At 40.2% G+C, this 24,681-nt stretch carries 22 protein-coding genes and 1 tRNA gene; 7 read left to right on the top strand and 16 right to left on the bottom strand.

Annotation, left to right across the window (positions count from 1 at the left end; all coding sequences use genetic code 11):
- Window positions 1-100: 100 nt before the first annotated feature.
- Window positions 101-1,378, top strand: a complete 1,278-nt coding sequence (locus tag H6G75_RS22080; RefSeq protein ID WP_190982131.1) for an aspartate aminotransferase family protein — start codon at window positions 101-103, stop codon at window positions 1,376-1,378.
- A gap of 163 nt (window positions 1,379-1,541) precedes the next feature.
- Here the strand turns inward: H6G75_RS22080 and H6G75_RS22075 are convergent, their stop codons facing one another.
- From H6G75_RS22075 to H6G75_RS22055, 5 genes are all read right to left on the bottom strand, one after another.
- Window positions 1,542-2,099: a glutathione S-transferase family protein gene (locus tag H6G75_RS22075; protein WP_190982130.1), complete on the bottom strand. Its 558-nt coding sequence runs from the start codon at window positions 2,097-2,099 to the stop codon at window positions 1,542-1,544.
- Between the two features lie 13 nt (window positions 2,100-2,112).
- Window positions 2,113-2,577 (bottom strand): hypothetical protein, encoded by a 465-nt coding sequence (locus H6G75_RS22070; protein ID WP_190982129.1) that lies wholly within the window; start codon window positions 2,575-2,577, stop codon window positions 2,113-2,115.
- Window positions 2,578-2,907: 330 nt separating this feature from the next.
- On the bottom strand, window positions 2,908-4,023 hold the full coding sequence (locus H6G75_RS22065) for an LptF/LptG family permease (protein ID WP_190982128.1): 1,116 nt from the start codon (window positions 4,021-4,023) through the stop codon (window positions 2,908-2,910).
- A 135-nt stretch (window positions 4,024-4,158) separates the two neighbouring features.
- Entirely contained in the window at window positions 4,159-4,887 is a 729-nt protein-coding gene (gene lptB, locus H6G75_RS22060) for an LPS export ABC transporter ATP-binding protein (RefSeq protein ID WP_190982127.1), read from the bottom strand.
- A 173-nt stretch (window positions 4,888-5,060) separates the two neighbouring features.
- The gene (locus tag H6G75_RS22055; protein WP_190982126.1) at window positions 5,061-5,558 is read right to left on the bottom strand and encodes an LptA/OstA family protein; all 498 of its coding nucleotides are present in this window, start codon (window positions 5,556-5,558) and stop codon (window positions 5,061-5,063) included.
- Window positions 5,559-5,801: 243 nt separating this feature from the next.
- Between H6G75_RS22055 and H6G75_RS22050 the strand changes: the two genes are divergently transcribed.
- Window positions 5,802-5,888 (top strand) — tRNA-Ser (locus H6G75_RS22050).
- A gap of 96 nt (window positions 5,889-5,984) precedes the next feature.
- On the opposite strand, the gene H6G75_RS22045 is transcribed toward H6G75_RS22050, so the two are convergent.
- Complete coding sequence (locus H6G75_RS22045) at window positions 5,985-6,362, bottom strand: hypothetical protein (RefSeq protein ID WP_190968361.1); 378 nt, start codon at window positions 6,360-6,362, stop codon at window positions 5,985-5,987.
- 268 nt (window positions 6,363-6,630) lie between these two features.
- On the opposite strand from H6G75_RS22045, the gene H6G75_RS22040 reads away from it, so the two are divergent.
- Window positions 6,631-7,686, top strand: coding sequence for a DMT family transporter (locus H6G75_RS22040; protein WP_190982125.1), 1,056 nt, complete (start codon window positions 6,631-6,633; stop codon window positions 7,684-7,686).
- An 85-nt stretch (window positions 7,687-7,771) separates the two neighbouring features.
- Here H6G75_RS22040 and H6G75_RS22035 read toward each other — a convergent pair whose 3' ends face one another.
- The 7 genes from H6G75_RS22035 to H6G75_RS22005 form a co-directional block, all read right to left on the bottom strand.
- Entirely contained in the window at window positions 7,772-8,863 is a 1,092-nt protein-coding gene (locus H6G75_RS22035; protein ID WP_190982139.1) for an AI-2E family transporter, read from the bottom strand.
- A gap of 168 nt (window positions 8,864-9,031) precedes the next feature.
- A complete protein-coding gene (locus H6G75_RS22030; protein WP_190982124.1) occupies window positions 9,032-10,816 on the bottom strand; it encodes a M61 family metallopeptidase in 1,785 nt (594 codons plus the stop codon).
- A 450-nt stretch (window positions 10,817-11,266) separates the two neighbouring features.
- A complete protein-coding gene (locus tag H6G75_RS22025) occupies window positions 11,267-11,950 on the bottom strand; it encodes a Crp/Fnr family transcriptional regulator (protein ID WP_190982123.1) in 684 nt (227 codons plus the stop codon).
- Window positions 11,951-12,155: 205 nt separating this feature from the next.
- On the bottom strand, window positions 12,156-13,316 hold the full coding sequence (locus H6G75_RS22020; protein ID WP_190982122.1) for a pilus assembly protein PilB: 1,161 nt from the start codon (window positions 13,314-13,316) through the stop codon (window positions 12,156-12,158).
- Window positions 13,317-13,572: 256 nt separating this feature from the next.
- Complete coding sequence (locus H6G75_RS22015) at window positions 13,573-14,715, bottom strand: HetZ-related protein 2 (protein ID WP_242051610.1); 1,143 nt, start codon at window positions 14,713-14,715, stop codon at window positions 13,573-13,575.
- An 871-nt stretch (window positions 14,716-15,586) separates the two neighbouring features.
- Window positions 15,587-15,937, bottom strand: coding sequence for a carbon dioxide-concentrating mechanism protein CcmK (locus tag H6G75_RS22010; RefSeq protein WP_190589813.1), 351 nt, complete (start codon window positions 15,935-15,937; stop codon window positions 15,587-15,589).
- 87 nt (window positions 15,938-16,024) lie between these two features.
- On the bottom strand, window positions 16,025-16,336 hold the full coding sequence (locus H6G75_RS22005) for a carbon dioxide-concentrating mechanism protein CcmK (RefSeq protein WP_190982120.1): 312 nt from the start codon (window positions 16,334-16,336) through the stop codon (window positions 16,025-16,027).
- 153 nt (window positions 16,337-16,489) lie between these two features.
- Here H6G75_RS22005 and H6G75_RS22000 point away from each other — a divergent pair, with 153 nt between their 5' ends.
- Window positions 16,490-17,383, top strand: a complete 894-nt coding sequence (locus H6G75_RS22000; protein WP_190982119.1) for an alpha/beta fold hydrolase — start codon at window positions 16,490-16,492, stop codon at window positions 17,381-17,383.
- A 245-nt stretch (window positions 17,384-17,628) separates the two neighbouring features.
- Here H6G75_RS22000 and H6G75_RS21995 read toward each other — a convergent pair whose 3' ends face one another.
- The 3 genes from H6G75_RS21995 to H6G75_RS21985 all read right to left on the bottom strand — a co-directional run bounded on the left by H6G75_RS21995 (window position 17,629) and on the right by H6G75_RS21985 (window position 19,844).
- Window positions 17,629-18,396 (bottom strand): ChaB family protein, encoded by a 768-nt coding sequence (locus tag H6G75_RS21995; RefSeq protein WP_190982118.1) that lies wholly within the window; start codon window positions 18,394-18,396, stop codon window positions 17,629-17,631.
- Window positions 18,397-18,598: 202 nt separating this feature from the next.
- Complete coding sequence (locus H6G75_RS21990; RefSeq protein ID WP_190982117.1) at window positions 18,599-19,138, bottom strand: Dps family protein; 540 nt, start codon at window positions 19,136-19,138, stop codon at window positions 18,599-18,601.
- Between the two features lie 346 nt (window positions 19,139-19,484).
- Complete coding sequence (locus H6G75_RS21985; protein ID WP_190982116.1) at window positions 19,485-19,844, bottom strand: hypothetical protein; 360 nt, start codon at window positions 19,842-19,844, stop codon at window positions 19,485-19,487.
- A 631-nt stretch (window positions 19,845-20,475) separates the two neighbouring features.
- On the opposite strand from H6G75_RS21985, the gene nfi reads away from it, so the two are divergent.
- From nfi to H6G75_RS21970, 3 genes are all read left to right on the top strand, one after another.
- Entirely contained in the window at window positions 20,476-21,141 is a 666-nt protein-coding gene (gene nfi, locus H6G75_RS21980) for a deoxyribonuclease V (RefSeq protein ID WP_190982115.1), read from the top strand.
- Between the two features lie 116 nt (window positions 21,142-21,257).
- Complete coding sequence (locus tag H6G75_RS21975) at window positions 21,258-21,977, top strand: GDSL-type esterase/lipase family protein (protein ID WP_190982114.1); 720 nt, start codon at window positions 21,258-21,260, stop codon at window positions 21,975-21,977.
- Window positions 21,978-22,485: 508 nt separating this feature from the next.
- Entirely contained in the window at window positions 22,486-24,678 is a 2,193-nt protein-coding gene (locus tag H6G75_RS21970; RefSeq protein ID WP_190982113.1) for a cation:proton antiporter, read from the top strand.
- Window positions 24,679-24,681: the final 3 nt, after the last annotated feature.

Genomic DNA, 24,681 nt, shown 5'->3' with positions numbered 1-24,681 from the left:
AAAGAAATCATGATTTGCGATCGATCACAAGAAATTTTTAACAATTTCGAGGAAACTAGTAAGTGAGTGTAGAATTAAAAATTTTCAGGAGGAGCGGTTAGTGAGCTTACAAACTCTAGTTGAAGAAGCCAGCATCCCCCCAGCATCAGGTTCAGTGTCATCTATTCCTTTTGATTCGGATAGTTTTAACGAAGCCGTGATGTCAACTTATGGTCGGTTTCCTTTAGCCTTAGAAAAAGGTGCAGGATGCCGAGTTTGGGATACACAGGGGCGGGAATACCTAGATTTTGTGGCGGGGATTGCCACTTGCACCCTAGGACACGCCCACCCAGCAATGGTTGAAGCTGTGACACGCCAAATTCAAAAGCTGCATCACGTTTCTAATTTGTACTACATTCCCGAACAAGGGGAATTAGCCAAATGGATTATCCAACATTCCTGTGCCGATCGCGTATTTTTCTGTAACTCTGGAGCCGAGGCGAATGAAGCGGCGATTAAATTAGCACGTAAATATGCCCATACAGTTCTAGAAATAGAAAAGCCAATTATATTAACGGCGAATGCCAGTTTCCACGGACGGACTTTGGCAACGATTACCGCCACCGGACAACCCAAGTATCAAAAATACTTTGATCCCTTGGTTCCTGGGTTCCATTACGTACCTTATAACGATATTACGGCTGTTGAGACAGCCATTAGTGAGTTAGATGAAGGTGATTATCAGGTTGCAGCCATTTTATTAGAACCATTGCAAGGAGAAGGCGGTGTACGTCCTGGTGATGTGGCTTACTTCCAAAAACTGCGGCGGATTTGTGATGAAACCGGCATTTTATTAATTTTTGATGAAGTGCAAGTCGGAATGGGACGCAGTGGTTATTTATGGGGTTATGAACATCTCGGTGTCGAACCAGATATCTTTACCAGCGCCAAAGGTTTGGGCGGTGGAATCCCCATTGGCGCAATGATGAGTAAAAAATTCTGTGATGTTTTTCAGCCAGGAGAACATGCCAGTACTTTTGGTGGGAATCCTTTTGTTTGTGGTGTGGCGCTGAGTGTTTGCCAAACCTTGGAAAAAGAAAATATTTTGCAGAATGTCCAAGAGAGGGGAGAACAGTTACGTACTGGGTTAAAAGCGATCGCAGCTAAATATCCTCAATATATTTCTGAAGTTCGCGGTTGGGGCTTAATCAATGGAATGGAGTTAGCTGCTGACATTGCCCTAACTGCTGGTGAAGTTGTCAACGCTGCCATTGCTGAAGGTTTATTACTTGTCCCCGCAGGGCCAAAAGTGGTGCGCTTTGTCCCACCATTAATTGTCAGTGAGGCAGAAATTGACCAAGCTTTACAAGCTGTGGATAAAGTACTAGCAAAGTGCTGAGTCAATACTTTTCGGATAAAGGTTCATTCATTCTAAATTTTAGATCCCCCCGCCTACGGCGACCCCCTTAACAAGGGGGTAAAAAAGGTTTATTAGCCCCCCTTTTTAAGGGGGGTTGGGGGGATCTGAACAAGATTTAGATTAGTATCAGCACTTTTTACTTTTAACCCTGTCCACCAATACCTTTTTTAAAGGCAGGACGTTCAGACATCCGGTTAATATATTCCCCAACTGCTGGATAGGCGCTGAGGTCTAGTTTCAGCATCATCGGGATGTAAGCGAGAACTGATCCCACCGCCACATCTGCAACGGTGAATTCATCACCCAGTATGAAGGGTTGTTGTTGAAAAATCTGATTTAATGGAGTTAACAAGCGGGGTACTTCGCGTTCTCTAGTGGATTCGTTAAATATTCCTGATGCGAGAGTAGAGTTAGCAAACAAAACCCATTGAAATATTTTTGCCCGTTCCTCTAGGGAAGCTGAAGATTTGTCATACTTCTCATACAAATACAGCAAAATCGCCCCAGATTCCCAAAGCTGAAAATCACCATCAACGATTGCCGGGACTTTACCCATCGGGTTAATCTGCAAGTATTCTGGCTGTAAGTGTGCGCCTGCTTGCATATCTAGCTGAACAAACTCATAGGGAAGTTCTAATTCTTCGAGATACCATTTGGCGATCGCAGCCCGACTAAAGGCACCACCATAAAGTTTTAGCATAATCACTTAATATTTAAAGAACCTTGTGTGTATGTGAATGCTGTTTCACATTGTCTTCTTTTGTAACAACTCTGGCAGCATTTAACACCCGTTTACGTTCAGTAGAATACTTGAAATCTGTGTAAGTCGTACCCAAAGGAATTAAATTTTTACTGCTGTCGCTGCGTTTATAAGTCCGCGCTGCTGCAAACACTCTTTGGGCAAATTCTTCACCAAACTGCGCCGACACAGGAAAACCTGCGGGTAATAATGGCGTTTCACCTTCCAAAACTGCGCCTATAGTTGTTGCACAAGCCAGTTTATAGGAAGTTGGAATATCTTTCATTAACGTTTCTAAAGACGCAGAGGGAATCGGTTCTATAACTTCAACTTGATGAACCTCTCCATCTTCTTTAATAAAACAGGTTGCCAAGCCAATAACAACATAATCATCGGCAGCTAAATCGGCAGTATTTTGATCAGATATTGCGGTTGTCATAAGAAAATTTTCGCAAAACTTTAAAATTAAGAAATGTATCGCTAGAGAGTGGCAAGTGTAGACGCTAGTGAAGGGAGAAAAATCGCAACAAAAAAACACTAAAAGCGCCTAAAAGTTGCAATGTTTCTTAACCCTTTTCTCCATCTCTCTCGAACGGCTAGTAGGATTCTACCAAGTTGTTGCTCATTTGCCATTTTCTCCTGATTGTTTACAAATACATTGCTCAGAATCTTTTTCTCCCTGTGCTTTTGCTGCTTCCGGTCGCCGAGCTAAGTCGAGGTGCTGCTATCCCTCATAATTAAAAATTAGATATTTTTTTAGTTAGAGTTCCTAGCGCCTAGCTACGCGCATCAATAAGAATAAACCTATACCTAAGAAAATAAAATTAGGCAACCAACCACCCAAAAAGGGAGAAATCACACCAGCTTGTCCGATCGCACCACTAACAAAAAATAGTAAATAGTAAGTAAAAATCACAATCACACACACGCCAAAACTTGTACCTCTCCCAGTGCGTTGCGGGATACTGCCCATTGCTGCGCCGACTATGCCAAATACTAAACAGACAAAGGGTAAAGCAATTTTCTGTTGAATTCTCACTTGCAGCTTGCGAATTTTTTGGCGATCGCCTCCTAATTTTTCCACTGTTAATTGTTCTAAAGATTCGGAAATATTCATTTCTCCATAGTCACGGCTTTTTTCTACTAGACTCAGCGGTGTGCGGGGTAGTTTGAGTTGTTGCTGTTCAAAACGTAAAATGTTGCGATAAGAACCATTAGGTGCCACTAAATAAATAGTGCCATTATAAAAATCCCAAACACTTTGCGAACCATTCCATTGTGCTGATTCTGCCACAACTACCTGATTCAACCCTGCTGTAGAACGGTCAATAATTGTTAAACCTTTCATCCGTTTTCCATCAAACTGGTCAGCATAAAATAAGCGTGCCAGCATCTTAGTTTTAGTTCCGTCAGCTTCTTGGATATCACGGTATTCAGGATAAAAAATATTTTGTTGTTTTAAAACTGGCTTATCAGATTTAATAGCATTTTGAAGAGTTTGATTTGCTTGGTAATTAGCTGTTGGTGTAATTTGTTCATTAAAGACAAATGTCATACCTGTAACTAACAAACTTAACACCACAGCAGGCAGTACCATTCGATAAACACTTACCCCACACCCCCGTAATGCGATGAGTTCGCTTTCGCTAGACAGACGACTGTAAGTCATCAAAGTCGCCAACAGCGTGGACATAGGAAAAGCTAACACAATAAAATATGGCATTTTTAACAAGAAAACTTGAATCGCAATGCCCACAGGTAGCCCAGATTCAACAATTCTTCTTACTAAATCAAATACCGCATCAATTGTTACGCCAATAGATGAAAATGCCCCGACACCAAAAAAAAATGGTGGCAGCAATTCACTGAGCAAATAACGATCCATAATCGTAAATGGCAGCAGTGAATTAACACTATAAAAAGATTGTTGCTTTGTGGAAATCATAAGCAAATAAAAGTTTATGGTTCAACCCTGGTTAATGCGTAATTTGGAACTTATCAATTTAAATTTTTCAGTTTTTTAAACGTGAAAATTATCCCCTAAATAGTATTGTCTGACGAGAGGATTGCTGTACAGTTCGTCAGCCGTACCAGAAGCGAGAATTTGTCCTTCACGCATAATATAGGCGCGGTCAGTAATAGCCAGAGTTTCACGCACATTGTGATCTGTGATTAAGATTCCCATACCGCGATCGCGCAGTCCTGCTACAATTTCTTGAATTTCTGCCACTGCGATCGGATCAACCCCAGCAAACGGTTCGTCTAACAATAAAAACTTTGGACCTTCTCTTCCCGCCGCCAACGCCCTGGCTAATTCTGTCCGTCGTCGTTGACCACCAGAGAGTTGAATACCTTTGCTGTTAGCTACTTTCTCTAACCGAAACTCCTTCAGCAAAGTATACAATCGCTTCGACCACTCCCGTTTGGGAACATTGGTTTGCTCTAATACCAAAAGTATATTATCTTGCACACTTAGTTGGCGAAATATACTGGCTTCTTGGGCTAAATAGCCAATACCTAAACGCGCCCTTTTGTCCATTGACATACCAGTAATATCTTGAGTATCTAGCCAAACGCGCCCTTGATTGGGTCTTTCTAAACCTGTAGCAATGTAAAAAGTCGTCGTTTTACCAGCACCATTTGGGCCTAATAAACCAACGACCTCACCCTGAATAACAGAAAGATTGACGCGATTAACAATGGCTCGCTTGCCGTAAGATTTGTGAATATTCTCTAAAACAATTTTCACTATCTGCGTTGATTGATACTAAGTAGTTATTATGAACTGCATACACTAGTGGCTTGGTAAGGCTACTAGGAATTATGAAAAAGGGATTAGGGGCTATAGACTAGTTTTTTGACTCAAGACTCATAATTGTGAGGATAAACCAGGAGGTTATTCTCCGCAGTTCTACTTAAATATTAATTGGCAGGCTTGAGATTTGGGGTTTTGGGGGCTGGTGTAGTATTTTGTCTACCTAGTTCGGAGTCCTCCACCATATAAATCGACTCTACCTGACGATTGCTTTGGGGTAAAGCGACAAACCTACCTTCATCAATTAAATATGTCACCTTCTCTGCCCGAATACTATTGCCGCCTTGCTGCAAAATATAGACATTGCCAGTAAAATCTATGCGACGTTCTTTGCTAAAGTATTGTGCTTGAGCCGCAGTTGCTTGGATTTGCCGCGCTGGATACAACATCTGCACATTACCACGGGCAGTGATAATTTGGCTTTTAGCGTCATATTCTTGGATATCAGAGCGAATAGTTAAAGGCCGATTACCAGCAGCAGACTGCGCGGTTGCTGTTTGTGTTTGGCTAGGAAAGGTAAATGCGCCTAAAAGTGCGGCTGGGAGTACCAAGGCTAGACCAAAGCGGCGTAGTTGTGATGTTAGCGGTTGATTGCAGGGCTTCATAGAAATTTGGGTTTCAGAATTTCTGATTTTATACTAATTATCTCAAGTACTTTCTCCAGCGATAACCTCTACAATCTGGAATAGCTTGGGATAAGTCATGGCTGGAAAACTGACGTTTGGCAGAACGTTGAAGTTTCATCATGATCATATAAGTCTAATGTGGATTTCCTAAACAAGCGATCGCTCTCTGGATTTGGAGTGTTATCATAGCTGAGGAAAGTCTTTGCATTTCTATCAGTACCTGGAGAGGTGGCAGAGTGGTTGAATGCGGCGCACTCGAAATGCGTTAAGGATGTAAGTTCTTCGGGGGTTCAAATCCCCCCCTCTCCGTTGTTGCATAAAACCCCAAGCAAAAAATTAGGGTAGTAAACAAGATGTTTGTTACTACCCTAAAGTTTATTTATATTACTTAATTACTACACAAAATTACTTAACTTCTTCAGGCGCAAACTTCTCGACTTTACCTTTTTTCACTGCGACAACAACATCAAAGGTAGAGCAGTAAGAAAATGTCGTATTACTAGCTTTGTTGTAAAGGTTAACTACATGGCCTGCACCACCAGGTTGAATTCCAACCGGTTCAAGATCGCCAAAGAAGAAACGACGTAGTTGATCACCACTACCAAAAACACCTTTATTCTTGATGATCAAGTCAATTTTTTGTTGAGCGGACAAACCTGTAGCATCAGCAGCTGAAACCGGAAGTATAGAAATTGAAGGTTTTACAGCCTGAAATGAGATATTCCCAACTGTCAACAAACCAGCTACGGCGACACCTGTTAGTAAGGAAGGGGCGAATTTCATTGGTTAATGTTCCTTATGTTTGAGCTTTAGAGCAGCTATCCAGAGCATCTCAAACGCTACTGAACCTCATCTGAAACTTAGCCATAAATTGTCTGAGTTTATTCCTTGAGAAGATTCAGTCTAAACTCAGCATTTTCTCAGGTAAATGTGATGTCAAAAAATCTTAGGTAATTTTTAAGGGTGTTTCAGCTTGTTCTCATTTAAATGTAAGCTAATATCTTTTAGTATTCTGGATGTAATTTGTATTGCAACTATAAGTGGTATCGTTGTGACTAGCCTGAGAAGATGGCATCATTTCATTGATAGAATTCCAAGTCAAGCCTATCTCTGGCTCGCAATCGTCATTTTCGGCGCATCTGGCGCAATTACCCGCAAATTAACAGAAATTGGCTCGCAAAACTTAGTCAATGGCAGAAACCCGATTTCTTTATGTAATGTTTTGTTCGTTGGGAATATCTGCGCCTTATTGGTTCTGATTCTTATCTATAGGCGGCAGTGGAACAAAACAGCATTGAAGCAAATAACTGTAAAGAATTGGTTAGTGTTGTCGGTAGTTTCTATCCTATCAGGAGCTTTAGCCCCTGGATTAATTTTTCAAGCACTGGCACTCACCAATGTCAATAATGTGATTTTGGTTGGCAGATTAGAACCACCCCTGGCTTTAGCTTTATCAATTTGGTTATTGAAAGAAAGAGTAAATTTTTGGGAAATTGTCGGTGCGATCGCAGCTTTTATTGGTGTGACCCTAACTGTCTTACTCCAACCACAAGGAACTCCTATAAATAATATGCCAGGGTTTCACTTGGGTACAGGCGAAATTTTAGCAGCAGTAGCAGCAGTAGCCACAGCTATAGCTACAGTGATTGGAAAAAAATCTATCTCCCAGATTCCTTTAGGAATTTTTACCATTTACCGCACTGCTTTAGGTACTGTCGTATTTTTCTTTCTGGCTTTACGACTCTACGGTCAGCATCATTTTGTAGAAGTATTTTCGCCCTTTTTGTGGCGGTGGATGTTGCTTTATAGTGTGATAATTGTCGTTTTAGGCCAATCCCTGTGGTTTAAAGGTTTGAGAGCTTCTACTGTATCTGTAGCTTCCTTAGTTGGCTCATTTACTCCCATTGCCGGTATTTTAGCAGCTTATTTTATCTTAGATGAAGCCCCTACTTTCCCTCAATACATAGGTGGTAGTTTGATTATCATTGGCATATTTATCAGCCAACTGGGATTGATGCGTCAAACTCGTAGAGTAACTGCCTCCAATCAGGTAAACTCAACCGAGGTGCAACAAGTAGAAAGCGAAATGGGATTTAAAGGTATTTAATACCAAATCGATACGAAGAAGCATATATTTAGCCTACAAAGGCAGGCTTTGTTTGTATAACCCAAGACTTCCAAAGATATTTATTTCAAACAGATGTAGATTCTTGGGGTAACATTTCTGTCTCTTCACTTGTGACCGCAGAATTATTCGATAAAGCAAAGCCGTCTGTAACATCTTTAATAAAACCAGCCACTGGTACGGCAATAATTAACCCTAAAACGCCACCAATGTAAGTTCCTACTAATAAAGAAATTAACACCCAAATTGGTCTTAGTCCTGTGAAACTTCCTAATAGTCGGGGAGCAATTACTTGGTCAATGAGTTGATCTATAATCACAGCTACTGCCAAAACCTTAACTGCTAACCAAAAATCATGGGTAGCGATAATTAAAGTAATTACTATTAAACTAAACACATCGCCAAAGGGAATTAAGCTTAAAATTCCTACTCCTAAGCCAAAAAGCAAGCCAAATTGGACTTGAAACAACAGAAACATGAGTGTTTGGGCAAGTCCCATCAATACAGCTAATGTTCCTTGACCAATCAAGTAATTCTGAAAGTTTTGTTGGATTGATTTTCCAATTTTTTGTGCAGAATCCCAAGGTAATTTTTTAAATATACCTTGCCACAATCTCGACCCATCTAATAACAGGTAAAAACTTAACACTACTGTAATTAATGCACCAGAAATACTATCAATAGTGTCGATGATAATACTTAACAGCTTATCTGAAAGATATTCTACTTCTTCGGGAATTTTATCAGTAATTCTGGTAAAAATCTGGCTAAAATCTATGCTGTTTCTTTGGCTAAAAGCCCAATCATTTAAAACCTGTAACTTGGACTCACTAGAATCAATCCATTGTGGCAACAACTTTACCATTTCATTAAATTGCTCAGAAACTATAGGCAGTAATGTAATTGCAAAAATTGTGAAGATAAAAGTTGCCAACACAAAAACTAGTGTGACTCCATAGTTACGTTTTAATCCTTTCCTCTCTAGTAACGAAACAGGATAATTTAAAATAAAAGCAAACAAAGATGCTAATACAAGAATAGTTACTAAAGGTTGAAAATATTGAAAAAACTTTAGTAATAACCATCCATTCAGAAACCATAGCGGAAACAACAGTGTTAAAATTAGCCATCTTAGGAGGCGATTAACTGATAAATTGATATTCATAATTATTCCTAATTAATCTGTCATGCTTAGTATCAACTTATCAAAAAATCGCAGACTTTAATTTTTTAGGGATGTATCTTAGCAAAAACTCACAGAGGCGCAATATTTTTATTGAGCCTCTGTGAGTTGCCTTAGCAATCAAAACATTTAAAAGTAGCAGTCTTAACGCAGGCTGGCCAATGGTACACCTAACCAGCCAGCAAAATTTTCTTTTTGTGTGATATTGGGATTGTTAACTGGAATTACTTGATACTTACTAGAACGTGGTGCAGCCAGAGTTACAGAACAGGTACGTAATTCATCTTGATGGAAAACTGTTACTTGAATTACGTCGTTGGCTTGGTAATCTTTTAAGCGATCGCTTAGTTGATGGGAGGTGACACGAATACCAGCGATCGCTAGTAATTCATCACCTGCATCAATTCCTGCCAATTGTGCAGGCGAACCAAATTCTACAAACTTGACAATCTCTCTACCATTTTCGGTATTTAATCTCAACCCAAAGTAAGGTTCTTCTTCTTTATCGGCAATCACCTGTAAACCAAAAGGTTCCAAGTACTGATTAAACGGCAACTCATCGGTACCATTAATGTAGCGATTAAAGAAGTCCGTTAAATCTATCTCTGCGACAGATTCAATTACTTCCTGCAACTCTTCAGGTGTATAACCAATTTCCGATTTGCCAAATTTGCGCCACATCAACCGCATCACATCATCCAAAGAACGCTGATTTGCTGATCGCTCTCGAATCAGCAAATCTAGCAATAACGAAACCATTTCTCCTTTTAAATAGTAGGAAACTTGGGAGTTATTGCTATTAGCGTCTGGGCGATAGAGTTTAATCCAGGCATCAAAACTAGACTCAGCCAGTGATTGCACCTTCCGCCCTGGGGTAGTTAAAAATCTGGAAATTTCCTTACTCCAATTATGAAAATATGATTTGGCATCATAAATTCCCGCCCGTAAAGGAATCAGCAAATCATAGTAACTGGTTGTTCCTTCACAGAACCACAAAGACGAAGTGTAGTTTTCCCGATCGTAATCAAAAACCTCTAAAGCTTTTGGGCGAATTCGTTTCACATTCCACAAGTGGAAGAACTCGTGGGCTACCAATTGAATGAAGCGATCGTATTTATCTGGTGAGTTAAACCCAAAACGCTGATAAATCAAGGAACAGCAGTTTTTATGTTCCAAACCACCATAAGCTTGAGCAAACAAATGCAGTAAAAACACATATCTGTCGTAAGGCAAACCGCCAAACATCTGTGCTTCTACATGAATGATTTTTTGAATATCAGCAATTACTTGTTGTGCTTGGTAATTTCCCTGTCCCCAAATAGCCAGTTCGTGAGGTTTTCCCAAAACCTCAAAGTGGTATAACTCGTGATAACCAATTTCAAAGGGACTATCGACAAGAGTATCAAAATCGGCTGCGTAAAACGTGGATGAATGTCCATCAACTGAGGGCAAGGCAGTCGTCACTCGCCATTCGGGGTGCGGCGGTACAATCGTCACTTGAATTGGCAACCCTTCACAGCCCCGGACTCTAAAAAACAGGGCTGCACCGTTAAAATAACCGTGGGTACCATCCAAATGGTTTGTCCGTACCGATAGCTCATTGGCAAATATGCGGTAACGTACCGTTAATTCCGAAATACCGTTTGTATTGATCTGCCAGTGGTTTTTGTTGATTTTACGCCAAGGTAAAGGTTGCTCTCCACTAAATGCGGCAAAGTCTTGCAGATTCTTGGCGTATTCCCGCACTAGGTAAGAACCTGGTGTCCAGACGGGCATTTTCAAGTCCAGGGTTGGGGATGAGTGATTAACCAGCTGCAAGCTCACTTCAAACAGATGGGTTTCTGGTTGGGGCATTGCTACCAGGTAATGAATCGTTGGTACGGTTTCCTTAACGCCAATTTCGAGACGAGGTGCTGTTGCTTCAGTCATTTGTAGTAGTAGACAGGAGTGATAAGTTATGAGTTTATAGTTATTAGTCAATAATTAATAGTCAATGGAGGGACTTTGTAAAGAACTAGGAATCGAGCAGTGTGAAAGCAAGATGTGGAAAAAATTTACAATTAATTAATATTTTATAGTTGAGATCAAAGCTTCCGGTATTTTTATCCATAATTAATTAATTTTTCCTACCAAGCATGTGTTTCCAGCATTTTTGATGCTTGGGTGCTTTTCATCCAAAATAGTCAGTAGAGCTGATTTCAAAACTTGTGACTCAACTTTTAAAGCTCACCTGCGGCCTCTGCCGTTGATTCTTTTTCAAGACTTCCTAACAAAAGCATCAGCCGTTAGTCCCAAAGTTCTTCAATCTCTGACTTGGATAGCTAATGTACATCAGTTTTCGTAGCAGTTGAATTCTTTGACCCTATACTCAACCCAAAATTAGACTTTCCCAGCCAAATTCATCAGTTGCTTGAAATTAACCAAGTAAATGATGTTATTAGCATGATCAATTGTAATCCATCCTTTTTCATGTAGCTTTTCCATGATTTTGGTGGTTTCCTCAACTCCAATTTCTGTCACTTCTGCCAAATCTTTAAAGGGAATATTAAAAATTTCTTTACCACGTTCTGAGTCTTGTCCATAACTTTCACCCAAGCTGACTAAGGTGTGAGCCAGTTTGACGGCTGGAGGTGAAGAGCGAATTTGTAACCTTTGGTTAAATTGTCGGATTCTTCGCACCATCAGTTGCAGCATCCGATGGTGTAATTGTGGATCTTTAAACAAGATTTGAATAAAACGCTCTCTAGAAATACTCAGTAATTTTACAGGTGAAAGGGCAATTACATCCGTAGAACGTGGAGATTCATCTAAAATTGCCATTTCGCCAAAAAAATCACCCCGACCTAAAATCGCTATGGCCACAGAATCTTCGCCAGAGGTACGGCGGACTTTTACCCAGCCAGATACTACAAAGTAAACGGCGTTACCCCAGGCATCTTCCATCAATACGGCTCGTCCTACGGGATATTCGTGATCAACGGCAACATTGAGCAGCCATTCTAAAGTTTGTGGGTTGGCTGTACTCAGCAAGGGGAAAAGTTCACTAAAAACCTCAGTCTGCATGAAATATCTGTAAAAAATGAATTCAATAATGGAAAATTTAGTTGACTGCTATAAGTTTTAAACCCGTTACCACAGTATTAATACATATTTAAAATGTAATAATTCAGACTAACAATCTATGGTTTTTCGGTTTAATGTTCCTTTACAACATAGCAATTATGTCAGGGATCGAAATCAGCGGTTTTACTGACCCAATTGTGATTTATTATTTGCTCATTGAATCGCTATTTGCTGTGAGTATTTTGACTTGTTGGTCTAAGTTTTCCACGATGCGATTTAAATTATCTAAAGCATCTGATTGTTCTGATGTGAGGCTAGAGTTGAGTATCAGCCTTTGATGCAGTTCTTGTAATTTATAGCTAAGTTGTTGAGAAATACCCAAAATATCACGGCTTAGACGAGCTAATTGTTGTTGTTGATAAAACTTTAAGGCGGCTCCTCGCAATACTTGTAGTGTGGCTTCTTCACCATAAATGCCTGGCATGACTCGCAGGCGTAATAACAAACGGTTTTGTTGATATAAACATTCTTTTTCTATTTGTTTTGGTTCTGTAATTGTGGCTACAGGTAAACTAGCAAATCGCTTTAATTCATTCAGTACACCTTGAAAAACTGATAGAGGTAAATTATCTAGTACCGACTGTACAACACCGTTATCACTCCAGAGTATCCTACCTTGGTAGGGTTGTCTTTCTAAATACAAGCGACCAATGCCGCCACCCAAAACTCGACCGAGTAATTCCTCTAGTAGTTTCTTGGGTGGGAGCAGTGCCAGCACTTCCACAGGAGTGGATAGTTCTGGGGTAGGGACTGGCAGGATGGTTAAATTAGTTGCCAGTGTAGCTTCTGTGATTTCTTCTTTGAGCTTTTGGGCTAAAGCTGAAAGGTTGGGTTCTGGAAGCGGCGGAAAATCTGTTAATTTGCGAGTATTTTCAGGAGTTTCCATATTTGCCACCATTGATGTTGGTGGTTGCTGTTGAGATGAGCTGAGATCAGAATGATTGAGGGCTGGAATATTTGAGCTAAAAGTATTTTTATAGTTGAGGTAGGCTGAGAGGATTTGGCGGTGGCTGTCGCTGGCAATTTCTTGAGCCACCATTGTGCAGTGGATATAAGCTAGGATGCGATTTACGTAATCAAGGGCGCTGCTGTCTTGCGGATGCACCATTCCTAGGAGTAATTTTTTACCTTCTAGTCGAAAGGGCAGAATTTGGTGGTACAAGCAAGCTTCAAAGGACAAGAGATGATCAATTAGCTGAAATATTTGTTGCCGATCGCTTTCTTGTTCTAAGTTGATCGGTATATTCGATAGTACCTGCTGCTCACTGGCTTCGGTATCATTTGATTTGTCCTCTGAAGACAACATAGGTTTAATTATTTACAGTTTCCTTATATTTTATTTTGCTCTAAGCTAGTTGGCAGTAAATAAAGATACTTTGTTATCTTGGTAAAAATTAAATTAATCTCAGTTAATCTCAGTAAGATGATGCTGGGTTTGATAGGTATAAATTTTTCTGTAATAATTAGTCTTTGTTGATGTCAGTGAGCGTGAGAAAGTTGCGCTCCCAAGGGCATTCCGCAAAGTCTCCGATGAATTTGAGGGCAGAAATTGCGGCTGCTGCTTATACTCCTGATTCTTCGGTTCTCAGTGATTGGGCGGTAAGATAAATTTTTGTCCATTCTCCCATTGCTTGATGGGTTTTCAGACCTAACTGTTGGGCGATCGCTTCTAGGGTATGACCTGCTTTGCGTAAATCTAGCACTTGCTGACCCAATGGTGTTAATTTTTGGTAAAGTTGTTGCCATTGGTTAGGTGTCAGTCCCAAATTATGTTCTTCTAAGGAAATTGATAGCCAGCTATTAACAAGTTCTGGTTTCCCTTTGAGGGCAAAAACCCGGACTGCATGGTAGCTGATTTTCTCCCGCAGACGGTAGATTTCTCGAATGGGTTTTTGCAGCTGTTTGGCAATTTCGTCTTGAGATTTGCCTTGGAGATATAACCGCAGCCAATCTACTGCGTCTTTTCCAAGATTTTCTTGTAAGTAGTCGGCAAATTCTGTTTGCACAGACTGGCGCAGTGCTTGTTGTTCTTCTAGTTGTTGTGCTTCTTGATATTCAGCGATCGCTTGGGTATCTACCAAGTTGACACGATTATCACTGTCATCGGTGAGAATTTCTTCGGAAACCAGTCTCACCAGATCACTACCCGGTACTTGAGTTAAGCCACCGCGCTGAGTCCGACGCAAGTAATTGACAAATCTGTAAACCAGTAGCGGTTGATTGCGGACGGGCCGCAAGGCATACTCTTCAATGCTGGCAAACAGTAATGTATCTTGTAGTCTTCTGTCGGTGGTGAATTCGGCAATACAGGCCATTTGTTGCTGCATATAAGTATCGCTTTGCAGCAGTTCTTGGATGACTTCTTGTAAGACATCTATGACACTGCGTTGGCGATCGCGGCTGAGGGCTACCCAAGTTTGAATTTTATGGCGTAAGCTGACTAAACTCCCTAAGCGAGTAATTAAGTTACGATAAGCCCGCTCTCTACCAAGACCCAAGTAGCGTTGATGTAAAATTTTCCAGCGATATTCCATTGCTTGTTTAGCAATTTCTAGTTGTTTGGGGTCTAATAGTTCAAATCTGTTTAAGTCTTTGCCTAAAAGCCACAAAACAATACTCTCCCTCACAGATGTGCTTTGTTCTGGAATTTCTACAGCTAGGCGTTTGTGCCAATACTGTGCCAGTTTGTCTGCATCTGTTGCCATAGTGAGATTGTTTTCCTCAAAACCTTGCCTTAAAGTTTGCATCACAACCCCCGTTGATCGTCACTCACTCTTAACATCTTGGCTGGCAGTTGTCCATGAATCGGTCACTTTCATGAAGACATTTCAGCGATTCTATTCTTATTTACGTTTTTATTCCCAAACTTTATGCAGAAGTTTTCAAATTAAAATTGGATTTTTATTTTCTGCACAATAAAAATTTTTGTAGTTAGCAATTTTTTTCATATTTCATAATTTTCAATTTTTGTCAACTTATCATCAAAATACCTAAAAAGCTGACTAATCCTAAATCAATCTGATCAGGACAAACTAGGATTAAAGTGCTTCAGTTCGGAAAAACGAGAAAGTCTACACTGCTACTCAAGAACCAGTGAGATTTACCGAAATTTCAGACGTTATCTTGAGTGGATAAGTTTCACGTCCTCAAATCTTTGCTTCGTGTTTGAGGAAATATGTAATTTTTCTTATCAATTTCTACTAACTTTTCTATGGCGCTCATATCTAAAAGCCATAGTTTTTACAGTTAACTCCTTAATTCTGTTCAGGATGGGAAAGTTGTATGAAAGATTGCCGTGATCGCTAACACTACAATTTTCTTAAAATTTCATGCTGTTGGTAAAGCAATTTTTTTTAATTATAGGCAAATTTGACAACTAGTCGTAGAAGTAATTTGTTTCTCTTAAGAGTTTCTATTCCAGGAATGGAGATAGTGGCAGGGAAAAATGGAATTAAATTGCAACCGCATACTTAGCAAAAAGTCAATAGTCTAGTCGCAATTATTAATCATTGATTAGCAATTGGACTGGGGACTTTTGACTTTAGCAAGGGAATTAATATGTGAATAAATCTAACTTTATCTGCCGTTACCAGACCTGATGATCGGATTTTCTACGGAGTCACGATACTGCTGTACCTCTGCGGTGTAAGCAATTGGTAAAACAGCCTCCACGTTTTCATGAGGACGAGGGATAATTACCCAAGATTCTAATGTGCCTCCATAAACATTTTCTGCTGCTTCCACACCGGCAGCCATCGCGGTTTTTACTTCCGAAACATCTCCCCGAATATTTACTGTAAAACGTGCGCTACCAACTCGGATATAACCAACGAGGGTAACTCGGCCAGCTTTTACCATTGCGTCTGCTGCGGCTAACACAGCAGGAAAACCCTTAGTTTCCAGCGAACCAACTGCCTGTAGTGACATTAGCAATCTCCTGATATAAATCAACCTATGTATCGCTGCAAAATTAATTGTAGGCAGCTTTGTTACAAATTTTAATGGCGAAACTGTTTAGAAGATCCGGAAAGGCTCAGATTTCTGGGTGAAGTGGATGGGCAGAACTGTTTCCACATTTTCTGGGGGATTAGGAACTATATAATGAGTGATTACTGTTTCCGCCTTTACCTGCTCCCCAGCATTTATACCTTGTTCAACAGCTCTGTTGACTTCAGCAACATGTCCTCGGACAGCAACAACAAAGCGACCACTTTCCGCTAGTCCATAATACACCAGCGTGACTGCGGCAGATTTCACCATTGCATCTGCTGCGGCTAACACAGATGGAAAACCTAAAGTTTCAATTACGCCAACAGCCATTGGCATGGCATTAGCTCCTGAGACAATAAATAGAGTGATCTTTATTTTACGCGGGTTTGGCTCCAATGGTGACATTCATGACTGTTTTTTTCAGTACACTGAGTCATTGGCTGACAAATCAGCACGATTTTGGCGATGGGGTGTTGTAAACTATAACTTATGTTTCCCAGCTTTTTACCAGCCGCAGTTAGGCAATTAACTGAACAAAACTCGATCGCACTAGCTCGGAGTATTCAAAGTCAAGCGATCGCCACTCCTTTATCTGATCAACCAATCACCACTACTTATGTGAAACAAGGCAGTGGTGGCACACCAATTTTACTGATCCACGGCTTTGATAGTTCTGTATTAGAATTTCGTCGATTACTACCACTACTGGCAGAAAATAATCAAACCTGGGCAGTGGATTTACTCGGTTTTGGCTTTACCGACAGACTCCAAGGCATAGCATTTAGTCCTGTCGCCATTAAAACCCATCTATATTATTTCTGGAAAACCTTAATTAAAGAGCCTGTAATTTTAGTGGGTGCATCGATGGGAGGTGCAGCCGCCATTGACTTTACACTCACCTATCCAGAAGTCGTCAAAAAACTGGTGTTAATTGATAGTGCTGGCTTAAAAGCAGGTTCACCTTTAGCAAAATTCATGTTTCCGCCCTTAGATAATTGGGCGACACAATTTTTGCGTAATCCTAAAGTCCGCGATCGCATTTCTCGCACTGCTTATAAAAATCCTAGTTTAATTACTCTAGATGCTACATATTGTGGCGGACTGCATTTAGAAATGCCGAGTTGGCATCTAGCTTTAATTGCTTTTACCAAAAGTGGTGGTTACAGTGCTTTTAGATTTAAGCAACTAGAACAAATTCTGCAACCCACATTAATTCTTTGGGGAGACTCAGATAAAATCTTAGGCACTACAGATGCGAAAAGATTTAAACGAGCTATTCCCAATAGTAAACTCATTTGGATTCAAGATTCCGGTCATATCCCTCATCTAGAACAACCACAAGCTACAGCCCAGCATATTCTTGAATTTGGAGATGAGTCATAAACAGGACTGACGCACAAAGCTGATCTGTTAAGAATTGGTGTAAGGGTGTGAGGGTACAAGGGTTTTAAAAATTCCAAATTTTCTAGTAGGATGGGCATGTTGCCCGTCCTATTAGGGCAGGCAACATGCCTACTCCACAAAATGGATAATTTATTTTTTGTCAAGATTAAAAAGGTGAAAGGAAATGTTGATCAAGTTCCTTTCACCCTTTGATTTTCAGCTAACAAACCAAGATAAGCGATCGCTTAAACACCTACTTTTTGTTTTGACCAAACACCGTTTTCATCTTCATCAAACCGCTGGTGTACGGCTTCCCAAGCAGCTTGTTCGGCATTAAACTCATCACTGGTTTCATTCAACACAGCATTGTAACGCTCGATGAAGACTCGTTGCGCTTCTTCAGATAAATGAGCGCGGACTTCAGGAGATAAATCCTCTGGGTTATTACATGGGCCAGGACAAGGATGAACCAAAGTTTTGTCCATTGTACTCAGTTCTTCAGCACCAGCACTTTCTAAAAGTAGTTGAAATTCACCAGCACGATTAGCTGGTACTTCTGTCATTAATAGAAATTCGCCAGCTTGTAAGCGAGTTTGGTAAACTGCGGCCTTATCTTCCGGCATTCCCCAAGCGGTGAACACCGACACTAAACCAGCACCAGCACTACCTGCGATCGCACCACTAGCAGCCCCTAATAGTAATGCACTGATTGGCCCAGCCGCCACAATCGGCCCAACAAAGGGAATGAACAGTACGCCTACGCCTGTGAGCAAACTGAGGAAAGAGCCAAATAGCGAACCAAAAATCGCCCCTGTTCGCAATCCACCTAAAATTACATCTTTTTTAGTGATAAAGCCTGCAATTCGCGTTTCTGACTGAAAATTTCGTCCCATCACCGAAATGTGATCTCTGGGTACACCCCGGTCAAGTAAACGTCGAATTACATCATCAACTTGCTTCTGTTCTTTAAATACAGCTGATATAGTACGCTCTGCTTGATAAACTTCTGGCACCTGACATACTCCTTAAAATTTGCTTTTGTATAGTTCAGGACTCATACCAATTCACACAACTACTGATACACATCACTTTTTCTGAGCCGCTGCTGGCGTTGCGATCTCCGAGCGAAGTCGAGGCGCGGGTTGCCCATGTGTATCATGTTTAAGGTAAATTGGCGTAAGTCCTACCTAGGTTTAGAGATAAATCTGCGTTAAGCTACACACCCACAGGAGTTTTTGTGCCTGCTTCTGGCTTGCTACCATCAGGCTGTAATTCTTGACCTTCAATAAAAGAGCGCAACATCCAAGCCATTTCTTCATGCTCTTCCATCAGTCCAGTTAAAAAGTCGGCAGTTCCTTCATCATGGAACTCTTCACTGGACTGATCTATATGTTCTCTGAGGTTGCGAATAATCTGCTCATGATCTTCCACCAGATTTGCTACCATCCCTGTGGCTGTCGGAACGTCACCTGAGTGTTCTTTAAGAGTAGCAATTTGGAGAAATCCTTCCATTGTACCCACAGGGTAACAACCTAATGCTCTCACCCGTTCGGCTAAAGCATCAATATTTTCAGTTAGCTTTTCGTAGTGTTCTTCCCAAAGTTGGTGCAAACTACGGAACTGAGGGCCGACTACATCCCAATGATACTTTTTAGTTTTTACTAACAGTAAATAGGCATCTGCTAAATCTTGATTTAACAGATTAGTCACACCTTGACGCTGTTCTTCTGTCAAACCAATGTTGATTGCACGCATGGATTCTAATTCCTAAATAGACTTATTTATAAGTTCACAAAAATCAAATATTATTTACATCAACCATAGGAAAGATTACCAGAGAACAATTATTTACAACTTAAGGTGATATTGATTTCAGACTTAGAATAGAAAAATTATCAAAGTAGTTAAAAATAGATAGATATCCGACTTCTTCAATAAGTCAGATATCTAAACATCTCAAAGTTGCGGAACTAAAGATGAAGAGTATTGATCCTAATTAGCAGCCACAGTCTTTACTTGGCACATAATTATCATTCAAAGATTATGCAGTATTACCCAATATCACTAGTTAGATTACCTTTGTGACTGCTGATTAGCATTTTTACTTTTTACCTGTTACTTTTTCTAACAGGTTTTCTACTTCATCTCTCACTGAGGTTGAAGCTTGAGAGTTGTCAGGACGCTTCATTTTATCAATGTCAGCATCACCTTGCACTTCGTTGAGTCCTTTATTTGATTCTTCTTGAACTTTCTCCAATCCAGGAGGTGCGGATCTACCAACTTCATCAGTTTTCTTTTGAGTTTCTAACAGTTGTGTGGTAGCTTCTGTAGGGTCACTTTTATAGCTTTCAATTGCGAAAGCAGGAAAAGCATTAGAAAATAAAACTAATGCACAGGTAAAAGCTATAATTAGGAAACGTACTGGACGTAATAGAGATAAAGCAGAAGTCATATTCTTCATGTGAATTCCTCAAAAACAACGTTAACAACACATAAGTTATATTTTTCCAGCACAGCTAATTTATGCCATCATCAGGGTAAATGTTGGCGCAAAATTATTAAGATATACTGGGCTAGTGAGTTATTTTTAGGTAGATATTTGCAGAATAATCTAATTGTGAATTACTGGCGCTGTTGGCTGAATCAAAGTTCATATAGCCATACAGTTTTTAGTGTTTCACAATCATTTTTCTTAGCGAATTTCACCTAACTTATATTTACGTTGAATCATCCTACTTTGGGATCGACCTGTAGAGTGAAGTTTATCGCTTATGCTTTAGAGGGAAGATCAACCTGTAGGTAGAGTGGTTAAATATCACTAAATTTGACAGATTATTCGGTTTATTTGGCCTTGATGGAGCGTAGTTGCTAGATTAGCTTGTGGTATTTATCAAGGATTGGGCTTTGATAACGATGTCTAGGGAAATTAAAGAATTAGCAGAAAAGAGTAAATTAGCGATGTCTGATGATAAGTCCTACTCTTCGAGAACGACTTAGTCGAACTTAGACTCGACGAGAACTGCCAAGACTCTGAATCTTTCACCGCTTTGCGTCTACGCACCCATTTAATTATATTTTTCTCTCCAGATATTATGAAGATTTATCAACCTCATAATTGGCCTCAAACCCTAGAGGAAGCTATCACTATTCAAGAAAGTTTGCGCGAACAAGTAATTACAGAAGATCAAATCCCAGAAACTATTAGTTATGTTGCTGGTGTTGATATGGGTTTTGCAGAGGAGGGTACAATTAGCCGTGCTGCTGTAGCAGTGCTGAGTTTTCCTGATTTAAAAGTTGTAGAAACAGCCTTGGCGCATCGTCCGACTTCGTTTCCCTACATTCCTGGGTTTCTTTCCTTTCGAGAAATTCCAGCTGTACTGGATGCTTTAGCAAAAATTCAAACAGTACCAGATATTATTCTCTGTGATGGACAAGGTATTGCCCATCCCCGCAGACTTGGTATAGCTAGTCATCTTGGGGTAATTTTAGATATGCCGACGATTGGTGTGGCTAAATCACTGTTCATTGGCAAGCATCAAGAATTACCGGAAACTAGAGGTAGTTGGCAACCACTCATACATCAAGGTGAAACTATTGGTGCAGTGTTACGGACACGCATTGGGGTTAAACCTTTGTATATTTCTAGTGGTCACAAAATTAGCTTAACCACAGCAATTGATTATGTATTGCGCTGTACACCAAAATACAGATTACCAGAAACGACCCGTGTTGCTGATAAGTTAGCGTCTAACAGATAATTCAGTGAAACATTCAGAAAAGTCAACATTGCAGCACCCATGACAAAAAAGATACGCTGGAATAGTGTAGAAATGTATAGAATCTTGTAAAGATATAAAATATAGTCTTTTTTAAGATGCAAACATTACAAGCTCTTTCTTCAATGCAACTGTCTTTAGCCCCTAATCAATGTCAGTCTTTGAAGATTGTCGCTCTTGGAGACAGCATAGTTTACGGTTTTGGTGATCCCGAACGTGGTGGTTGGGTAGAACAACTGCGGCGATGGTGGATGTTGCCTGGTAGTGCTGGTCATGTTTTATATAATTTAGGTGTCAGAGGCGATCGCACACAACAAGTAGCCCAAAGACTAGAAGTAGAATTTCGTCATCGTGGCGAACTCCGTAATCGTGTTCCTGATTTAATTATTCTTTCAGTTGGGGTGAATGATTCAGCGCGGTTAGGTCGTCCCAATGGCAAAAATTACACAGATTTCGCCACTTTTGAAGCCGATATTGCCCATTTACTAGACTTGGCGCAGCAACTTTGTCCAGTTTTATTTGTGGGTATGACACCTGTAGATGAAACTAAAATGCCATTTCTGGATTGTTTTTATTTCAATCATACTGACCAACACCGTTATAAAGAAGCCACGCGCCTAGCTTGTCAACAACGTCAAATTCCTTACTTGGATATTTTTGACCAATGGATGGGACGTGGTGAAATTTGGTTACGCCAAAGAATGAATGCTGATGGTTTACATCCCAATACATTAGGCTACCAAGCATTGTTAGATGATGTGTTGAAATGGGATGCTTTAGCACCCTATCATGCTCAACCAGAATACCAATTGAGATAAATGTATCGGCGGAGTCAATTTAAAAGCCAAAATTGTTTGACTCACGCCAATTTTTATCAATGAATTTGTCAAAAACAAGCATATCCCCGACTTCTTGAAGAAGTCGGGGATATGAAATTTTCTATGTTTAAAAAACAAATAGTAATGTTCTAAATCAGTAGTTGGCAGTAATTTTCACTATTTCCAACACATTAATATTAAGTAATTCTCCAGATAAAATTTAATTTAAAATTGTTAACTGCGTTTATCAACGCTTAGACGTTAATACAAAAGATATAACTAGCAATTATTCATTATTCATTAATGTTTTTGCTGCATTTTTGCTAATTATTCTCTGAATATCCCATAAATTTAACCAATTCGCACTTGATTTATATAACCATGTTGTAACAACAATTAACATCAAAATAAGGCATAAATTTACATGGAATATGATGAATTAGGTTGACAATTTCCCATTGTTTCAAGAATCATCTTAGGGAAACCAGATAGTTATTCAGAGGAAACCATGCACACAGTTATTCTCGTTCTCATCGAGGTGCTGATTGTTATTGGAATGTCCCGGCTCATAGGTCTGGCATTCAAATCAATTAAGCAACCTTTGGTAATTGGTGAGATTGTTGCCGGGATTATGCTTGGCCCATCTTTATTCGGATTGCTTACCCCCCATCTAGCAGCTAGTTTGTTCCCGCCAGAAACAATTCCCTTCCTTAATGTTTTATCTCAGGTGGGATTAATATTTTTCATGTTTTTGATTGGCTTAGAACTTAATCCTAAATATCTTAGTGGAAACTTACAAGCAGCAATTCTTACCTCAAACGTCAGCATCATTGTGCCGTTTTCTCTGGCAACTGTTTTGTCTTTACTGCTGTATCCTCTGGTTTCTAATGCTGGTGTTTCGTTTACTGCTTTTGCCTTATTTTTAGGTGCAGCAATGTCAATTACTGCTTTTCCTGTGTTGGCGCGAATTATTACAGAGAATAATTTGCAGGGAACGCGTTTAGGAACCCTAGCATTAACTTGTGCAGCAGTAGATGATGTGACGGCGTGGTGTATTTTAGCAGTAGCGATCGCAGTTGCACGTACTGGTAATTTTTTTGGTGCTATACCTACCATTATTGAAAGCATAGTCTACATTGGCTTTATGCTGACGGTGGGGCGCTGGTTTCTGAAACGATTAGCAACTTACTACCGCCGGACTGGACGCTTAAGCCAGTTACTTTTAGCTGTAATTTATATGGCGGTAGTTGGCTCTGCACTCATCACCGAACTAATTGGGATTCATTTGATTTTTGGGGCATTTTTATTGGGAGCCGCCATGCCCAAAAATGCAGATTTAGTGCGAGAATTAGCCGTCAAAACTGAAGATTTTGTTTTGATATTTCTGCTACCAATATTTTTTGCCTACAGTGGTTTGCGGACACAGATTGGTTTATTAAATCGTCCTGATTTGTGGTTATTGTGTGGCTTGGTATTGCTAGTGGCGATCGCAGGCAAGTATATTGGCACTTATGTCGCTGCTCGTGTCAGTGGAATTAATAAACGCGAAGCTTCAGCCCTTGGTTGGTTAATGAATACTCGCGGTTTAACAGAACTCATTGTTCTCAATATCGGTTTGGAGTTAAAAGTAATTTCGCCCCTAGTCTTTACCATGCTGGTGATTATGGCATTGGTAACAACATTTATGACTTCGCCGCTACTAGAGTGGACATATCCAAAACGCCTCATCAAGTTAGATGTTGTTGAACCAGACTTAGAAGTAGAAACAACTACTGAAACCCCGAATATTGTTGAACCTGCTCCTAGTTACCGAATTTTAGTCCCAGTGGCAAATCCCAGCACCCAAAAAGGTTTGGTACAGTTAGCAGTGGCGTTGGGGCTGAATTACAAACAACCTGCTGTCGTCAATCCTCTCAGCTTAATTGAATTGCAAGAAGATTATGCTTTTGAGAGTACCCCAGTGGAAGCAGAACGATTAATTCTTCAGCGTCGCCTGGAACTAGAAGAATTAATTAATACCTTAGAACCGCCAATAGCTCGTTCTCATATACATCCCATCATTCGCGTATCAAGTAATGTGGCGCGAGAAACTGCTCAAATAGCCAAAATTGAGCAACCTGATTTAATTCTAGTGGGATGGCACCGTCCAGCTTTTAGTAATAATCGCTTAGGTGGTCGAGTTGGTCAAATTCTGAGCATCGCACCAGTGGATGTTGCTGTGTTTGTAGACCGTGGTTCCGAACGCTTAGAAAATTTATTAGTGCCTTACTCAGCCAATATCCATGATGATTTAGCCTTGATTTTAGCTTTGAGACTCTTGCTGAACCGTGACACTTGTATGTTGCGAATTTTACAGGTACTGGGAGATAACCAACATCAAGAAGAGTTGAGTTATGAACTGCACAAAATGATAGAGCAATTACCAGCTAGTGTACGCGATCGCATCGAAATTAAAACCGTCGAATCTCCAGAGCCAATTCAAGCTGTAGTAGAAGCTTCTGAAGCTGTCGACTTGACAATTGCTGGTACTAGCCGCGTTTGGGGAATTGAACGTCAAACCCTTGGCAGATATACAGATGCTTTAGCTATTCAATGTCGTTCTTCCCTACTTATTACCCGCCGTCATAGCCAAGTTACATCCCATTTGGCTTCTGTACTCCCAGAAATTAGCAACCAAGAATCAACAGTCACACAATTTTAGATT

The sequence above is a fragment of the Nostoc sp. FACHB-280 genome (assembly GCF_014697615.1).
In the GTDB taxonomy this organism is placed as follows: domain Bacteria; phylum Cyanobacteriota; class Cyanobacteriia; order Cyanobacteriales; family Nostocaceae; genus Nostoc_B.
Note: the sequence above shows the minus strand (reverse complement) of the source record. Positions and strands in the feature narration are given on the sequence as shown.

Coding starts and splice junctions, on each gene's coding strand:
- H6G75_RS22075 (WP_190982130.1), bottom strand. CDS start 2,099: ATGCTAAAACTTTATGGTGGTGCCTTTAGTCGGGCTGCGATCGCCAAA.
- H6G75_RS22070 (WP_190982129.1), bottom strand. CDS start 2,577: ATGACAACCGCAATATCTGATCAAAATACTGCCGATTTAGCTGCCGAT.
- H6G75_RS22065 (WP_190982128.1), bottom strand. CDS start 4,023: ATGGATCGTTATTTGCTCAGTGAATTGCTGCCACCATTTTTTTTTGGT.
- H6G75_RS22055 (WP_190982126.1), bottom strand. CDS start 5,558: ATGAAGCCCTGCAATCAACCGCTAACATCACAACTACGCCGCTTTGGT.
- H6G75_RS22045 (WP_190968361.1), bottom strand. CDS start 6,362: ATGAAATTCGCCCCTTCCTTACTAACAGGTGTCGCCGTAGCTGGTTTG.
- H6G75_RS22030 (WP_190982124.1), bottom strand. CDS start 10,816: ATGACTGAAGCAACAGCACCTCGTCTCGAAATTGGCGTTAAGGAAACC.
- H6G75_RS22025 (WP_190982123.1), bottom strand. CDS start 11,950: ATGCAGACTGAGGTTTTTAGTGAACTTTTCCCCTTGCTGAGTACAGCC.
- H6G75_RS22020 (WP_190982122.1), bottom strand. CDS start 13,316: ATGTTGTCTTCAGAGGACAAATCAAATGATACCGAAGCCAGTGAGCAG.
- H6G75_RS22015 (WP_242051610.1), bottom strand. CDS start 14,715: ATGGCAACAGATGCAGACAAACTGGCACAGTATTGGCACAAACGCCTA.
- H6G75_RS22010 (WP_190589813.1), bottom strand. CDS start 15,937: ATGTCACTACAGGCAGTTGGTTCGCTGGAAACTAAGGGTTTTCCTGCT.
- H6G75_RS22005 (WP_190982120.1), bottom strand. CDS start 16,336: ATGCCAATGGCTGTTGGCGTAATTGAAACTTTAGGTTTTCCATCTGTG.
- H6G75_RS22000 (WP_190982119.1), top strand. CDS start 16,490: ATGTTTCCCAGCTTTTTACCAGCCGCAGTTAGGCAATTAACTGAACAA.
- H6G75_RS21990 (WP_190982117.1), bottom strand. CDS start 19,138: ATGCGTGCAATCAACATTGGTTTGACAGAAGAACAGCGTCAAGGTGTG.
- H6G75_RS21985 (WP_190982116.1), bottom strand. CDS start 19,844: ATGAAGAATATGACTTCTGCTTTATCTCTATTACGTCCAGTACGTTTC.
- nfi (WP_190982115.1), top strand. CDS start 20,476: ATGAAGATTTATCAACCTCATAATTGGCCTCAAACCCTAGAGGAAGCT.
- H6G75_RS21975 (WP_190982114.1), top strand. CDS start 21,258: ATGCAAACATTACAAGCTCTTTCTTCAATGCAACTGTCTTTAGCCCCT.
- H6G75_RS21970 (WP_190982113.1), top strand. CDS start 22,486: ATGCACACAGTTATTCTCGTTCTCATCGAGGTGCTGATTGTTATTGGA.